General features: G+C 32.7%; 7 protein-coding genes and 1 pseudogene. 3 read left to right on the top strand and 5 right to left on the bottom strand.

Annotated features, from left to right (window positions below; all coding sequences use genetic code 11):
- Positions 1-111: 111 nt before the first annotated feature.
- On the bottom strand, positions 112-1,524 hold the full coding sequence (locus tag D1818_RS01785; RefSeq protein WP_118455813.1) for a DNA/RNA non-specific endonuclease: 1,413 nt from the start codon (positions 1,522-1,524) through the stop codon (positions 112-114).
- 242 nt (positions 1,525-1,766) lie between these two features.
- Here D1818_RS01785 and D1818_RS01780 point away from each other — a divergent pair, with 242 nt between their 5' ends.
- The 3 genes from D1818_RS01780 to D1818_RS01770 all read left to right on the top strand — a co-directional run bounded on the left by D1818_RS01780 (position 1,767) and on the right by D1818_RS01770 (position 5,191).
- Complete coding sequence (locus D1818_RS01780) at positions 1,767-3,395, top strand: acyl-CoA carboxylase subunit beta (protein ID WP_118455810.1); 1,629 nt, start codon at positions 1,767-1,769, stop codon at positions 3,393-3,395.
- A gap of 235 nt (positions 3,396-3,630) precedes the next feature.
- A complete protein-coding gene (locus D1818_RS01775; RefSeq protein WP_118455808.1) occupies positions 3,631-4,428 on the top strand; it encodes a hypothetical protein in 798 nt (265 codons plus the stop codon).
- Between the two features lie 409 nt (positions 4,429-4,837).
- Positions 4,838-5,191: a hypothetical protein gene (locus D1818_RS01770; protein WP_118455806.1), complete on the top strand. Its 354-nt coding sequence runs from the start codon at positions 4,838-4,840 to the stop codon at positions 5,189-5,191.
- A 30-nt stretch (positions 5,192-5,221) separates the two neighbouring features.
- Here D1818_RS01770 and D1818_RS01765 read toward each other — a convergent pair whose 3' ends face one another.
- From D1818_RS01765 to D1818_RS01750, 4 genes and pseudogenes are all read right to left on the bottom strand, one after another.
- On the bottom strand, positions 5,222-6,541 hold the full coding sequence (locus tag D1818_RS01765; protein WP_118455804.1) for a M24 family metallopeptidase: 1,320 nt from the start codon (positions 6,539-6,541) through the stop codon (positions 5,222-5,224).
- A gap of 98 nt (positions 6,542-6,639) precedes the next feature.
- A pseudogene (locus tag D1818_RS01760) lies at positions 6,640-8,139 on the bottom strand (von Willebrand factor type A domain-containing protein); the annotation flags it as partial.
- Between the two features lie 279 nt (positions 8,140-8,418).
- Positions 8,419-8,691 carry a hypothetical protein gene (locus tag D1818_RS01755; RefSeq protein ID WP_118455800.1) on the bottom strand — a complete coding sequence of 91 codons (273 nt, stop codon included), beginning with the start codon at positions 8,689-8,691 and terminating at the stop codon, positions 8,419-8,421.
- A 430-nt stretch (positions 8,692-9,121) separates the two neighbouring features.
- Complete coding sequence (locus tag D1818_RS01750; RefSeq protein WP_118455798.1) at positions 9,122-17,374, bottom strand: RHS repeat-associated core domain-containing protein; 8,253 nt, start codon at positions 17,372-17,374, stop codon at positions 9,122-9,124.
- Between the last annotated feature and the right edge of the window lie 14 nt (positions 17,375-17,388).

The following is a 17,388-nucleotide window of genomic DNA, read 5'->3' as shown; positions in this document are numbered from 1 at the left end:
GACTACTTTATCTTCTTATCTATTGTTAGACAAATGGTTATCTAATAGATTTCATAAAAAAACAGGAACTGAAATATTAAGTCCCCGTTTTTATACAATTAAATCATTTTTTTAATTAAAAGGTCCATTGTCTATTACAGATTCTAAAACAGATTCAATAGAATTTGTTATGTTTTCCAAAAGATCATACCCAGTTAAACTTTCAATAGAATCAACAGATGTTCTAAACTGAGTCCAATCTGTACTTATCCCTTGATCATTAGGAACATTAATAGCAATAACTCTGGTAGAAGTGGTTACTCTGTTAATATCATTAGTCCCATTAGGCAAGATCAAAGCAACTTTCCAAAATGAATCTGGCACGGTAATATTACCTCCATCTATAGTTGAAGCAAATCCGTTTCTCCCAGTACCGCCACTTCCTACTACTCCTGTAATTATATGGACTTCATTACCCTCTAAAGTTAATGACCTAAGGTAGTTTTCAAAATTTGCCCAACTCCTTTGGTTATTATCTGGTGCTTGTGGAGCAATGTTAGTCATATAATATGTATTTTCATTAGAATCTTCTGACCCATTACGATCTGCAGATGGACATAAATGACCTCTATCGAACCCTGAATTTGTATAATCGCTAGATGTGGCTCTAAAAAAACTACTTGGAAGAGAAGTATCTCGTTTAAAGCAATTACATCTTGGTGTATTTCCTGTCCATGCACTACTTAAATGCCAGCTTACCCAATTAGCAGTTCCTTTGGCGTTATTATATGAAAGAATAAAATCTGGTTTTGATAAATAATAATTATCAGAGTTTGATCCCGCATCGGATGGATTACCAAATGTAATATTACTATCTTTTCCTGCAACTCCGCCGCCAGACGATGGAATAGTAATTTCCACATTATCAATATTAATTCTATTAGAACCTCCAGAAGTTTTTTGTATTCCATAACGAACATTCCCCGTTTCGTTTACATTAAAGCTTACCGTATTTAATGTAGTGGAACTTGTAGTAATTTCAGATCCAACATAATACCAAGAAACTCCGTTATCATACGATGCGATTAATCGCCAAGTAGAATTCCCATTATTGCCATATTTAGCATGGCGTATTCTTACAGTTTCTGCCCCATTATCCATACTAAAAGACATGATTGCATAACCAGTATTCCGGATTCTAACAGATTTAGAACCATATTTACGATCATTAGATAAACTTCCTATCAAAGCATCACTTAAATACCAATCTCCAGAATCTGTAAGCGTAACGGTACCTCCTGCATAACTTCCTTTAGAACCTGATTCATAAGTTTCAGTAAAACCATCAATCCTTTTTTGGTTAAAGAAATGATCATGAGGTCCCTCATTATCATAATAATTTGTCAACACCTTTAATTCTCCAGTAATTTCTAACGGAATCGTCTCTGAAGCTTGGTCAACAAAATCTTCTTCTACGCTACAAGCAGTAAGAAAAAAAGAAAAAAGAAAATAGAATGCGATAGAATTTGTTCTAAATAGTTTCATAATTGGACATATTTTTAATTAGTTCTGATAATTAATTTTCTTAAAATAAACATAAAACTAATTAAAATAGTTAAATTTTCCCCAAAAAACAACATTTAACAAATTGTAAATCAATAATTAACAATTAAACAATACTAAAAAAAAACAACAATATTTTTGATTAAATTAACGGGTGTATGCTTTGGTTTTAATCATTCGAAAATTCCTTGATTTTTGTATTTTCGTGCAAACAATACACACAAATGGATATAAACTTCAATAAGAACGAAGATCACAATAAACTTTTGGTCTCTTCATTACACCAGAAACTAGGAAAAGTAAAACTTGGTGGTGGAGAAAAACGTATAGAAAAACTACACGCTAAAGGTAAAATGACTGCTCGAGAAAGAATCGAATATTTATTAGATGATGACTCTAAGGCTATAGAAATTGCTGCTTTTGCAGGAGACGATATGTACGAAGAGCATGGTGGATGTCCTAGCGGTGGAGTTGTTATAAAGATTGGTCATATTAGTGGTAAGCAATGTATTGTAGTTGCTAATGACGCTACTGTAAAAGCAGGAGCTTGGTTTCCTATTACGGGTAAAAAAAATCTTAGAGCTCAGGAAATATCAATCGAGAATAAACTACCTATAATTTATCTTGTAGATAGTGCTGGTGTTTATCTTCCTATGCAGGATGAGATTTTTCCTGATAAAGAACATTTCGGGAGAATTTTTAGAAATAATGCAGTTATGAGTAGCATGGGAATTACTCAAATCTCTGCAGTTATGGGAAGTTGTGTAGCAGGAGGAGCCTATTTACCAATCATGAGTGATGAAGCATTAATTGTAGATAAAACGGGAAGTATCTTTCTGGCTGGTAGTTATCTTGTAAAAGCTGCTATCGGTGAAAGTATTGATAATGAGACCTTAGGTGGAGCAACTACGCATTGCGAAGTTTCTGGTGTAACCGATTATAAATCTAAAGATGATAAAGCTGCACTGGATACCATAAAAAATATAGTTTCTAAAATTGGAGACTTTGACAAAGCAGGATACAATAGAGCTAAACCTTCTAAACCTAAAAAAGATCCAAAAGATATCTACGGAATTTTGCCAAAAGCAAGAAACGAACAATATGATATGATGGAAATCATCCATCGATTAGTTGATGATTCTGATTTTGAAGAATACAAATCTGGCTATGGTCAGACAATAATTACTGGATATGCTCGAATCGATGGCTGGGCTGTTGGTATTGTGGCTAATCAACGAAAGCTTGTAAAAACGAAAAAAGGCGAAATGCAATTTGGTGGTGTCATCTATTCTGATTCTGCAGATAAAGCTACTAGGTTTATAGCTAATTGTAATCAAAAGAAGATTCCTTTAGTTTTTCTACAAGATGTTACTGGATTTATGGTAGGTAGCAAAAGTGAACATGGAGGTATTATAAAAGATGGTGCAAAAATGGTAAATGCTGTTAGTAACAGTGTGGTACCAAAATTTACTATTGTTATTGGTAATTCTTATGGTGCCGGTAATTATGCGATGTGTGGTAAAGCTTATGATCCAAGATTGATTTGTGCTTGGCCAAGTGCTGAATTAGCAGTGATGGGAGGTGCACAAGCAGCTAAAGTATTGACGCAAATCGAAACAGCTTCTTTAAAAAAGAAAGGAGAAAAACTTTCTGAAGAGGATGAAAAAGCTTTATTCGATAAGGTAAAAGCCCGATACGATAAGCAAATATCTCCTTATTATGCGGCAGCAAGGATCTGGACTGATGGTATTATTGACCCGTTAGACACCAGAAAGTGGGTTTCTATGGGTATCGAAGCTGCGGACCACGCTCCTATCGAAAAGCCTTTTAATCTTGGAGTGATTCAGGTGTAGAATTATAGAGTGAAAACAGTATTTGATAGAATATAGGATTCTATTTATAGTTACTTTTTAAAGAAACAAAAGATCATAGTATTTTCTTGTTAGATCGAAAGGAGTGCCTTTTGTTTTTTGTTTTGATGGCTCATCTACTACATTCTTATTTTAAAAATTAGTATCAAAAATTGAGCTATACATAAAATAAAAAGTAATAAATCTAGTTTTTAAGTAGGACTTAAAAGCAAAAATAATGAACAAACCATTTTTTAAAATTAAGGTATTAGGTATCGCTATAATGGCTTCACTACTCGTAGTGAGTTGTAGCGACGATGATAGTAATACCAATGCTTCTTCTGAAATTACTCAGGAAGATGTAATGAAGAGTTTAGAAGTAGAAGAGATTTCTAATTTTATTGACGATTTGACATTAGATAACATATCTATGAACAGATCCAATGCTGAAATTTCTTCAAGATTTAACAGACCAGATTGTGCAGATTTTAGCGTTACCGAGAATGGATACACTCTTACTTTTACCGAGTGTACTAATGAAGATGGTGAAACAATAAGCGGTTCAATTAATGTAAACATAGTTATCGAAAATAATGCTGTTTCTACATCTATTACTTTTGATAATTTAACGTATGCTGGAAATTCAATTAACGGTAGTAAAACTACATCGTATTCTTTAGATACTAACGGAGGAAGTTTTGTATATACTGTGACTTCGGATTTATCGATAACTTTTGCGGATGGGACAACGGCTTCAGAACAAGGAACTAAGACCTATACAATAACAGGTCTTGGTACTGCTGATGCAGCATATACACTTGGTGGAAACTGGACCGTAACTGTTGATGCTGATACATATGCATTAACTACCGATCCTATTCTAGAAGGAACTTTTAGCTGTGAGTATATTACTACTGGAACTTTAGTAATGACTAAGAATGGACTAACTGCTTCCATTAATTATGGAGACGGTACTTGCGATAATAAAGCAACGGTAACATATCCAGATGGTACAACTGAGGAGATTGATCTATAGACACAAATCTTAAAATCTTACAAAAGCATCCGTAAATAAGTTTTTACGGATGCTTTTTTTATCTACTATCTCTTCGGAATTGTTGTTAATTCGGTTTGTTTTTATTTACATATCTAAAACCTTTAGATCCTCACAAACCTACTTCTCCTAATATAATTCGAATACCTAAACACAATTCTCAAAAGAAAATATTTTGGTTTTTGCAATTATCTCTACTCCTACAATTTCTTGAAGAATTTAAATCAATGTTTATTGTATCAACAGAAGCTTTAAGATACTCTCCTTGCTTAATATTAGCACATTAAAAGGAATAATAGACATCATTCAAGGAAAAACGGACAATCTTAAAGCATTAAAACATAATCATCTTTGATAAGAAATTTTAATTAATCTTATAAAACATAAAATTATGCGCTTTATCACCAAAAAAATTCACGCATTTTTAGATTATCCCGTGGCAATTGCATTAATGGTCTTACCTTTTTTATTAGGTCTTGGAGGATCTAATCCATTAGCAATACAAACTTCGGTAGCTGTTGGAGCAGTAGCTTTTATTTTAACTTTGTTAACAGATCATCAACTAGGAGCACTTAAAGTAATCCCTTACAAGTTTCATTTAATTGCTGACTTTTTAGTCGCTGTACTATTTATTATAGTCCCTTTTGTTCTTTCTTTTGAAGGATTAGATGCTCTTTACTACTGGGTTATCGGTGCAACAGTATTGGTTGTAGTAGGCTTACATAAGCCAGAGATTGAAGGTTAATAGTTATATTTCAAATATTATTTAATTCATTTATCTCTTTGGAATTGTTATTAATTCGGTTTGTCTTTCATTTACATATCTAAAACCTTTAGATCCCCAAAAACCAGCTTCTTCCAACATAATTCTGATATCCTTATTCCATTCTGGTATATTGACTGTAGTATTTAGTTCTATAGCATATACGGTATTTTCATATAAAGGATAGTCACCATTTACAGGAACTCCTCCTTGAGAATCCCACATACCTAAAGTTGTACCTGAAGAATGTCCATACAATCCTAACGGATGTGTGTATATGGATGGTTTCAATCCTTCTGCTCTACCCTCTTCTAATGATTTCAGTAAAATCTGATTTCCAGTTTTTCCAGTTTCAAAATTCGCAGTAAAAATATCTTGAACACGATTCCCATCAGCAAAAGCCTTGGTCAAAAATTCTGGAGGAACCATTTCTTCATTATTAAGGATATATGCGTGCTGCTGGCAATCTGTATTTAATCGTAAATATGTAATTCCAAAATCACAATGAATTAAATCTCCTTTACGAATAATCTTCTTATCCGGTCTATTAGAAAAGGAAGTGATATGACTTTCTAATTTCTCTCCAGCCCTTTGGATATCTACTGTTGGGTGAAACCAAGTCTTTAGACCCATATCCGTAACTTTCTGTCGCAACCACCAAACCACATCATCTGTTGTGGTTGTTCCTGGTTTAATCACCTTTGTACTAAATGCTTCTGCTATAATATCATGCGTAGTTTGAACCAATTCTTTATATAGTTCCATTTCCTGCTCTGTTCTGGTTTCTACCCAAGCAATAGCCAATTTCTCAGCAGAAGTTACTCTAGATTTATAAGTTTCAGGAAGTTCTTTCATAAACTCCTCATAATCTGTCTTTACAATTCCGTCTACGATACCAAAATGTGTAGAATAATTAAGACCTATTTTTTTAGGATCTCTTTTTGTGATTATATCCATAAGCGCTTTCCACTGATCCGGTTGTTTTTCTTTATCCCAAGCAGAATCGATATTCTTACCTACGTTATATCTTGCCACAGCTAATTGTTCGATAGTGTTTTTTTCTTTATCCCTGTAAAAAACAAGGATGGTTCTCCTTCTGGCATTAAGCCATTTAGCCGGTAACATAGTTTTAAGAACAGGATCTTCATTGTATTCTCTGGAAATCAAAATCCACATATCAAAATCCGTACGATCCATGAGTTGAGGTAATAGATTATTAAACCTATCAGAAAGGATTTGATCAATTATATCAGCCCGCTCTCGTTCTGGAAGGATTTGTGCATTGGATATGTTCGTAATAAAAAGTAGTGTAAGAACAAGTAATTTTTTCATTTGTGTGATTCGTTAAGTTCGAATAAAAGTATCACAAAAAAGAGACAACTGCAATCCTTTACAGATGTCTCTTTACCAATTAAACTCACCAATCTTTATTATAAGGTCTGATAACTATTCATTAGCCTGACAAATTCAGCTCTATATCCCTGGTTATCTGTTGCTCTATTTTCTTCTGCTAAAGTGACGATATCTTTTATTTGGTCATTGTTTATGTATTTAGATTTTCTAATTTTCATTCCAAACCAAGCCACGGAAGCAGCAAAGCTAAAATCTTTAGAAACTTTGTTTTCGCCTGTTTTTAGTACATGTATCATTTCAATACTTTTACTTTCTTGTGGTTTTTTATATCTAAATTTTACCGTTAACAATTCATCTCCAAAAGTTTTATTGATTTGAGAGCTTGTATATTTTAGATCTGGAATATCGTTAAGATACTCAGTTCTAATACCTACAGGAATTACTTGGTATAAAGCAGTAACGGTATGACCACTTCCTAATTCACCTGCATCTTTTGTATCATCCACAAAATCTTCATCTGCCAACAACCTGTTTTCATATCCTATAAGTCGATATGCTTGTACTTTTGCTGGATTAAATTCCACCTGAATTTTAACATCTTTTGCTATTGTATACAATGTTCCTCCAAACTCTTTCCCTAACACTCTTTGTGCTTCCTGCATCGTATCAATGTATGCGTGATTTCCATTGCCTTTGTCTGCTAAGATTTCTAATTTACTATCTTTATAGTTATTCATACCGAAACCTAAACAAGTTAGAAATACTCCGGATTTACGCTTTTCTTCTATCAAGGTTTTCATATCCTTATCACTACTTATTCCAACATTAAAGTCACCATCTGTAGCAAGAATTACACGGTTATTACCTTTTTTTATGAAATTTTCCTGAGCAATCTTATAAGCAAGTTGGATTCCAGCCCCTCCAGCTGTTGATCCACCAGCACTAATATTATCTAAGGCTTGGTTGATTTCGTTTTTATAAGCACCAGATGTAGGTTTTAATACCATTCCGGCAGCTCCAGCATAAACCACTATAGAAACCTTATCTTTTTCTCTTAATTGATTTACTAATAATTTAAAAGCTCTCTTTAATAATGGTAATTTATTTGCTTCATCCATAGAACCTGATACATCAAGCAGAAATACTAAGTTGGAAGCAGGAATCGCATCTTGCGGAATTTCCTTTCCTTTTAAACCAATTTTGACTAATTGAGTTTCTTTATTCCAAGGAGTTTTTCCATATTCTGTATGGATTGCAAAAGGATGATCTCCTTTTGGTTGTTTATAATCATACTCAAAATAGTTGATCATTTCTTCAATCTTTACAGCGCCTGCAGGTATTTGTTGTCCATTGTTAATCATTCTACGCACATTACTATAGGATGCTTTATCCACATCAATAGAGAATGTAGATAGCGGAGATGTCTGGACTTTTTCAAAACTATTTTCTACAATTTCTTCATAGGATTCTTTGTTTTTTATTTCGTAATTTCCCTTATGTGTAGTAATAATAATACATCCATGAACTGCTCTAGATCCATATAACGAAGCAGCTTTTTTATCTTTTAAAACTCTTACATCATAAAGTAGTGTAGTGATTTCATATTGGATAGTTTTTTAATTATGAAATAAAACTACACTGAGATAGTACTAATTACAATCGATATTGAGTGAAGTAGACATTTGGTTTAGGGAAAGTAGGTCCTCAGAAATTATGTTAATAGTATTTAAGAGTCAATGATGATTATCGAAGTTCTAATTTATTATTCTTAAATATCATGAACAAATCAAACCATCTGGTAGATAGTTTGATTTGTTGTTTGTTCTAATATGGTTTTATGAATTTTAACTCTAACCTCAGGAACATCCGTTTATAGTATCTTGAATTCCACTCCATATCGAGCTTTTGGGTGCCAATACAGGTTTTTTTACAATCGTATAAGCAACACTCTCCTTGGTTGGATCAAAATCAAAATCTAGAACAACATCACCTACAATTGTGCTTGTTTTTGCTGTTCCTTTATTCGCTCCAGGAGGCGCATAAACCGTTCCGTGTTCTTTTAAACTAGTTTTTTTTACACATTCCCAGATTGAAATACTTACTCCATTAAAAGTTTTTGAATCAGACATAATTGATATATTTTAATTTATTATTTATTGATAAAAAACGATGTTATTACTTTTTCTTTTCGATTTAATATTCTAATTGATAAAAACATTTGTATTGTTTTCTACCAAAACAAGATTAGCCAAATACTTTCTTTGTTAATTTGCTCTGATAGATATTATGAGAATAATATTTAGTTAGTATTGAAGATTCCCAAGCCCAATTATCATTAGGATCTCTATGGTCTGAAAACCCCTTTTTGATTGTATCAGTAAATAATTCTCAGGGCAAGCTCACGAGGATTATTTATTTTCTATTTTCATTTGTGGGTTTTTAAGAGTTACAGTTACCTAAATGGTTGGTTCACCTTTTTTAAAATCTTCTAGTATGATACTCATCGCCATCTTTTTACTACAGTGATAACAAAATGCTAAAGTCTAATAATACCGTCTTCTAGAAGTTTATATTACTGAGTTCTTGACCCAATAAATCAATTTCGCTTTTTGTTTTCTCTTTAGCATATGACTTCGTTCCTAAGGCTCCTACACTTCCACTTACAAATCCTTTGATTACGGTATTCATTAATCCGGTGTCTAGACTATTACCATGTACAGCATTAGATCCTAATTGAATAGAGACTCCAATTCCTTCAGATTTAGCAACACTTGCCGAGATTCTTTTAAAAAGATTTCCCCACCCTGCTTTATAATCTATTCCTGGAATAGCCCAAGATAAAGTAGAACTTAAAACACCCTTAACCAATGCCTCATCAAGGCCAGTGGTTAGGCTATTTCCATGAGCTCCATTATTAATTAAAGTAGATGAAACACCTGCGATTTCAGCTCCAGTAATTGCAAATCCAGCTTTTATACCTGCATTGGCAACTTTAGCTAATGTGCTCACAGCTTGCCCTGCTTCTGCTGCAGCCTTAACACCAGTAGCGGCTTCTGCTGCAATAGCTCCTGCCGCACCAAAACCACCAGTTATTGCTCCCGCTACAAATCCGATAGCCGTATTTACGCCATATTCTTTCCAACTAAATTCGTTGGTTATCAAACTAACTACAGAATAAGATACTGCACTAACTCCTGATCCTATAAAACCACCAGCTAATGCAGCAAGACCAATACTTACTGGAGTGGACAAACCACCAGTTACTACTTCGAGTATACCTGCAACGGCATCAATAGCCACACCTATTAAAATTTCGAAAGCTCCTATGATAGCTCCTCCAATGGCTGAAAAGAAATTTCCAATAGAAAAATTTCCTGATGGATCAATATATACTACAGGACTGTTGCCTGCATAGATATATGGACTAAAAAATTGATTATAATTATCTATAACACCAAAGCGACCTATTCTACTAAAATAGAAACGTGCTTTATAATTGTATATCCCTAATTCTAAATCATATTCCTGACTTGTATATAAATATGGAAAAAAGCCTTGCTCTGGTTCTGTTAATACTTCTACATTACCATATATATCATAATCATAAGCAGCAACTACTCTAGCTTTATCATCTAGAACAACTCTTACAGAACCTAAATGATCCTTTAGAGTAGTAAATTGATTATCATTTTTAACAAAAGATATAATCCCAATTGGACCGTACACAATGTACATACTATCCTCTATCTTTTGCTGTCTTCTTATTTGCACTAAAGGATTACCTGACAGACTTTTAACATATAATGTGGTTTTTTCAATGGTTGTTCCAGATATTTCTTGTTTCAGTACTCTATCATTAGAACTATTATAATAAAAACTATAATCTAATGAACTATCTAAATTTTCAATCTTAGACGTCATCCTGTTACCAGCATCATACTTAAAAGAAAGATTTTGTGGTGCATGTCCGTCTGCTCCCGATGCAGTGTAAAGATGTACTGATCCATTCTGATTATAAGAAAGATTGAATAAAGATTCATTAGTAACACTGTTATCTACTTTCTGAAGACGATCTCCTTTATCAGGCTCTGGTATAAATTTATACGTATTTGCATCTATAGCTATTGTATCAAAATTACCATTGTTATCAAAATCATACAGTCTTGTTTTAGGAGATATATGATTACTAACTTCATCTACTTTTTCTAAAGCATTAAGACTATTATACCAATTAGTATAAGTAGATCCTGCTTTTATACTCTTTGGGTACTGGAAAGCTATTTCAGCTGATTGTCCGTTGAAGTATTTTGGCCCATTATTACTGCTAGCATCGGTTTTTAAGGTTTCTTTAAAAATTTGATCCGTATTATTTCCGATATCCTGCATGGCATCTAACCAAACTGGTGAATTATATCCATAGTTTCTTGTCACAGGATTGCTACTATTAGGATACAAAATCTCTTGTTCTGGTTTCCCTGCCGGATTATATGTATAGGTAGCGATCTCATTTTTGGACATTGAAGAATTACTTATTCCTTCTATTTGTCCAATACTATTATATGTGTAGTAAACGCTATAAGCCGTTTTATTTTTCTGTACTGGATAATCAATTCGAAGTATTCCTCCTAGATTATTGTATTCGAAATTTGTAGTAAAATACTCGTCTTCAAATTCCAATACTTTTTGACTTCTGGAGATCACATTTCCATATACATCATATAAGAAATTTTCCTCTACATCTGCAACTCCGTTGTCTGAATGATTGTTTAATGTTTGCACAACCTGACCAATTTGCAAAGGACTATCGGTACCATTATAATCGTACAAAGTCTTTAATCTCCAGGTATTCAGATTGGTAGGATAGTCTGGGGTATTATTAGCTTTCTTTTGTAAATCATCACGATTCCAGGTACCTATTATATAACCTGTTTCTTTAATTCTACCGGAATTATCATATTTATAATATTGATAATTCCCTTCTGTTTTAGCTTCTGCATCTTGTCTAAATCGTAACCTATTTGCTTGATCATAAATCATTTCTGTAGTACCACTTGTATTAGAATTTGTAGTAATTAATTGTCCTAAAAAGTTGTAAGTACTATAATTTATCCAGTTTTCACTATTCGTTTTGATCATTGCATTTGGTGTATGCATAGCTATTGGATTACCTGAATCATCGTAATACACAGCTGAAATAATCTCTTCATTGTCATTTTTTTGACCCATCTTTCGAACTTCTTGTTGTCGTTTATCAGCTATCGAATAAGATGTATTTCCATTTTGATCAATAATTGTAGTTTTAAAATATTCTCCTACAGGCAATCCTAATTCTCCTGTATTAGCTCCATACATGAATTTTTGAGTATTTGTACCCAACTTATATGCTATTCCTGGCATCGATTTTTCTATAACTCTATTTAATGGAGAACGTTCATAACTGTATCCAAAATATGGATATCCATTATCATCAGGATAAAAATCAGAAACCAATCCACCCATAATTCCAGTTTGCGAATTATACGTTACGAAGTCTTTGGAATATTCAAATATTGGATTTTTTTGATTTGCTTTTACGAATGCAGGTTTTGTATTAGCTATTATAAATCCTTGACTATTATAAATATTCTCCACAATTGTCATTGTAGTATTGTCTAATAACTGTGATTGAATATCGTTACCAGTTGCATTAACAAAGGTTAGTGTAGATAAATTATCAAATGAGGTTAATAAACAATCTATTCCAATTGTATTATTTGCAAATAATGATGCCTTGCCCGAAATTACAGAATCACTTACGTAATTAAATATAAGAGCTCCATCGGCAAAAAACAAAATGCTATTTTCATTAACCAGCAAGAACCATTGACTCTCTAAGTTATTAATACTCAAACCTGCAGATGATGCATCTATAGCATAATATTTATTATATTTTTTATCATATACACCACTGCTTTTTCCATCAATCACATTCATTTCACGGTTTATATGCAAACCTGATCTTAATAGCTTCGAACTTAAGGTAGAAGTATTATTTATTTTTTTTGAAGTAGCAGCTGTACTTATGTCAATTGTATTACTACTGTTTTGTTGCAAAACTTGATTATTTCCATCTAATAATTGCCACTGACCAACAGATGGATTCCACTGAACCGTAAATTGATTCCCAATTCTTATTCCCAAAGACTCATTAATAGCTTCTAGCGGAGAGAGATTTAACATTACTCCGTAATTATCGGTCATTTCTTCTTTGTATGTTAATATCCCTTCGGATGATGAATGAGTAAATTTCAGTATGGTATCTTCGACTTGCCAATCAGATTTATCATTTGGTGTCCAAAATTCTTTCCATTGATTTCCTTTTTTAAAACAAAGTGCCGGACCTCCGCCAGCGGATAACACTTTAAGCTTATTATTTGGGTCTTCAGCTACATATGTATTATCATTACCTGTCCGAGAAAAATAGTTTGTAGCCATCGAAGTTGTTTCATCAGAAAAACTAGTTGTAGCCATGACTCTTTGATAGTTATCAAAAAACTTACTTCTTACCTCTCCGTTAGAACCTAAACTTTCACTTATAAGGTTAATTTTTGTATCCACTGAAACAGCAGAAAAAAGACTTTGCAATGGCGAAAACCGCAAGCAATCTATTAGTACTGCAGTATCTGAATTATCATTTTGTGCTTTTAGCGTTATCGTTATTAATTTAGAAGTTCCAGCTAGATTATAGTCTTTCAAATTTAATATGCAATAAACATATTGCCAGGATCCTACAGTTTCTCCAAAGGGTAAGATTATATTTTTCCCTACAGCAGTACCGTTATTACTAAAGGTTATGATCCAATTAGCTTCTCCTTTATTTTTATCGAAAGTGTCTGGTAATTTTATATAGCTAGAAAACACATAATCCTGTTCTTGATTGGTAGGACTAAATTGTCGTTGAATTCCCGTTCCTTTAGCTATTTTTAGGGATGAGACACCTATTCTGGCATCAATAGTTTTATCAATACTATTTGGAATTATAGATGCATTTGCATTAATTTCCCATCCATTTGATTCTTCATATGTTTCGAAACTATAAAAAGAAGCTTCCTCTCCTTTTCTACTGGCTGTTATAAATTCTGCAACTTGAAATTGTCCGCTTTTATCATAAATATAGGATGAACTTACACCATCTACATTCATCATTTCATCTACAGTATCAAATATACCTCTTGTAATAACTTCTTGTTTCTTTAACCAATCTGAATTACTATTCTTAAGAGAAAAATCAAAAACAGGGTTATTTTGTGAATTATTCAACCAATCATAATTTTGATACGCTGACCATTTCCATTCATTAGTATCAGACCAATTTTTCCAGGTAACTACCTTAGAGCTTATATATTTTTTAATGTCATTTTTTCCTGTTACAGCAACTGATTCTTGAACTATTGCATTAAGAAAGTGTTTCTCTTTCATAACTGACTCATATTCAGGAATTTGAATAGCATATTTTTTCTCGCTTGTAATTGTTTTTTCTACTCCACTAGAATCAAAATAAGTAGTTACGCTATTCATGGGTAATCCTAGATCCTGATAATATGTTATGCTAGAAGTTTGACTAACACCATCTCTAACCGTAACCGATTTACTTAACCTAAAAAAAGCGCTGTATAAATATCTTTTTTGAACTACATCATTGCTAAAGATTTTCCAATAATTAGTTTCTTTAGTTACCAGATTACCATCTTTATCATATTGTACTTTTTGAAGTAGAGCGCCATTTAATAATTGGTTATAATTATAAATCCAATTACTATATGGTATTTCGTTTTGCGTTGCTACTCCATTAGAGAAATAACTGATTGTAATTCCATTTGTAGTTAATGATACATCAGGAATTTTAGTTCCTGTAAATACAGTAACTTTCGGGAATTGTGCTAAACCAGAACGACTATCATATGTAATTACGGATTGTGCTGATCGCGCATAATCATATGATTGATAGTACTTTTCTTCTAAATCTGAACCACTTGAGATTTCAATATGAGATACTGGTTGTACTTGGACAATATCTGTTGCTTTTCTATCTACGACTTTGTATAATGCAACAGAAGTGGCTGTATCGAAGTCTTGATCAGCAGGAAATGTAACAAAAGAATCAATTCCGGCTAACAAAGTACCAGGTTTTACTGTTTCTTGATCTACCATTATTTTTTGACCACTACCTCCAGCAGTTAGCGGTAATTTTATAGGAGAACCAGGTACACTATTTAGAGGAGTAGCAAAATATGTTTGGGCATTATTATCTGTATTATCTTGATAAGCAATATATACTGACCCTCGATTTTGCACCGTTTCTGTAGCTCCTAAATTAGTAAGCTGTTGTGCTTGTTTAATCCATTGCCCATCTGTATCCTGATAAAAAATGTCTTTACCAGCTGTCATATAATCGCTACTTATTGTAACATTTCTTCCTGTTGATGGTAGACTTTGCACAATGTCCCAAGTACCGCTATTAGGGTTGAATTGGAAATACTGATTTGTATTTATTGTTCCTTGTTCTTTAGACATTGTAGAGATATCCTGTCCAACTGCAAAATTTACTATATCGTCTTTCGCGGTAAGAAACGAAGTCTGTTTCCAATTTACTGGATTATTACTATTTCCTAAACCGCCCGTATATCTATTTAAATAAGGATTATTCGCTACCAGAGCATCTGTCAATAATGTATTAAATAATTGAAACTGAGATTTTCCATTAACAATTGGTGACTTATAATTATTAAGTAATGGATTACCTGAACTTAATAAATTAAAATTTTTATCCCATTGCAAAATTCTAAGTGTATAATCTACTTCTGTACTTGTTTGATTGGTAATATATGTAGCAACTCCAAAAGAGCTATTTAGATTAATATTAAACGCAAAATCCAAGCCTTCTGATGGATTTTTGTAGATAGTAACGTTTGGAGTATTGTATAAAGCGCTTTTACTCCATACATTATTTCCATTATGATGGAACAATTGAAACTGTAATAACTTAGTAGTACTATTATAAAATGTAGCTATATAATAATTATCTCTCGCATTAATTTTTATATCGGTCGCTTTTGCTACATCCGCTGGTGATGGTAAAAGAATCGAAATTCCTACTTGTTGATTAAATGGAGAAACACTCCAAATTCTTTGTTTCCAATCCCACTGAAAAGCAGTTATTGGATTGGTTGTAATGTCTTTACTAGATACTATTATAAAATCTTTTCCGGATTCAATACTAACTTTTGATGTATCTGTTTTAAGTGGAAAATAATCTGGTCCCTTCGTTAAATTAAATACACCAAAGTTTTCTGGATTGCGTCTATATAAAAATAGTTGAAGTTGTTTTTTTGTTTTCTCAGTAAAATATATACCAATAAAATCTTTTTTAGTAATAACACCTAACGTATCAATATCAAAGTCGATATTATCAAAATAATGGTTAGAAGGATCATCGCTATTTAATTCGAAATCTATCCAGTTGCCTGACCAAGTATGCACTTTAGCAATTAACTTTTTAGTCGCCTTATGATACCAAGTTACTACCGTGTAATCTGATCCGAACCATACTCTTGGTGTTGCTCCTGCAATAGGACTGTCTAATTTAACATTACGAGCTGTATTTAATGCTTGATCTTTATACGTATAAACAGCTTTAGATCCCTGTGGATATAGTATACTTTTTAATGCTCCAGGATATGTGTCCTGAACTTTATCATAATAATCAAATTCGATTCCGGGAAGTGAACTTCCTGAAGGTTGTACTTGCCAAAAACTTTTTAGAACTCGTTTCCACATCAGTGGATATATAGTGTTTTGGCTATTGTTTCCTAAGTTTATAAAATCATATTCAAATAAAATCGAAAATTGAAGAATATCGATATTATTATATACTTCTATGTAATCCAGAAATCTTGTTTCGAATTGATCTTGATAAGCATTCGGTGTATCCTTTTGCGTATGTAAAGCTTTATATTCAATAATATTTTGGCTCCCTACATTATTGGCTCCAAATTTTTCTCCATAGTAAAAAGAAATAGTTCTATCAAAACTATCGTGAATCGTTTTAATATAGGATGCTTGTGTAAATTTTAATCCGTTTTTATCCCCAACACTAACTTCGACATTATCATAATAGTATAAAATGGTTTCTCCCCAAGAGTTCCTGATTTCGGATAAATTCCAAGAACTTACATATTGTTCCTGACCACTTAATACTGAAGTAGCTCCTTGCCAATTTCCCCATTCTACACCATATTGTAGTGTATTACGTCCGCTATTTTTATCTCCATAAATATGAACCGTACCGTCTTCTTTTATTATAGTCCATTTTTCATTAGTTTCATCATAACTAATATCCCAAAATTCAAAATTTCTTAACTGAAACAGCAATATATCTGATGGCTTATTAGGAAGAATTCCATCCTGAATCAATTGATTACCAGAGCCATTATTTAACAAATAATATTCATTAGAAGATGTAGATCCGCTTCCATTTTTATTTACTGAGATTTTATCAAAAGACATATCCCATCCCAATCCTAATATTCCGGTAGGATTAAGTAAATTCCAGTTTTTAACACTATTTTGCACATTACTATTATACATAATACCAATGTTTACATCTAAATCTTTTCGACCAGGAAAAGAAGCTATGTTAATAGGAATATTCGCTGTTCCAGTAAAAAGATTAACACTATCTTTTATCTGACCTACCGCGTCATTATTAAACTGAAAAGTGGTTACCTGCGGCAAACCTTGTTCATTACTGTTTTTGTGTGAATTAAAACTCATGTTTGCTTAATTTT

Source organism: Aquimarina sp. BL5 (genome assembly GCF_003443675.1).
GTDB lineage: Bacteria > Bacteroidota > Bacteroidia > Flavobacteriales > Flavobacteriaceae > Aquimarina.
The sequence above is the reverse complement of the archived record's forward strand: the minus strand, read 5'-3'. Positions and strand labels throughout refer to the sequence as shown.

Coding starts and splice junctions, on each gene's coding strand:
- D1818_RS01755 (WP_118455800.1), bottom strand. CDS start 8,691: ATGTCTGATTCAAAAACTTTTAATGGAGTAAGTATTTCAATCTGGGAA.
- D1818_RS01765 (WP_118455804.1), bottom strand. CDS start 6,541: ATGAAAAAATTACTTGTTCTTACACTACTTTTTATTACGAACATATCC.
- D1818_RS01785 (WP_118455813.1), bottom strand. CDS start 1,524: ATGAAACTATTTAGAACAAATTCTATCGCATTCTATTTTCTTTTTTCT.
- D1818_RS01775 (WP_118455808.1), top strand. CDS start 3,631: ATGAACAAACCATTTTTTAAAATTAAGGTATTAGGTATCGCTATAATG.
- D1818_RS01780 (WP_118455810.1), top strand. CDS start 1,767: ATGGATATAAACTTCAATAAGAACGAAGATCACAATAAACTTTTGGTC.
- D1818_RS01750 (WP_118455798.1), bottom strand. CDS start 17,374: ATGAGTTTTAATTCACACAAAAACAGTAATGAACAAGGTTTGCCGCAG.
- D1818_RS01770 (WP_118455806.1), top strand. CDS start 4,838: ATGCGCTTTATCACCAAAAAAATTCACGCATTTTTAGATTATCCCGTG.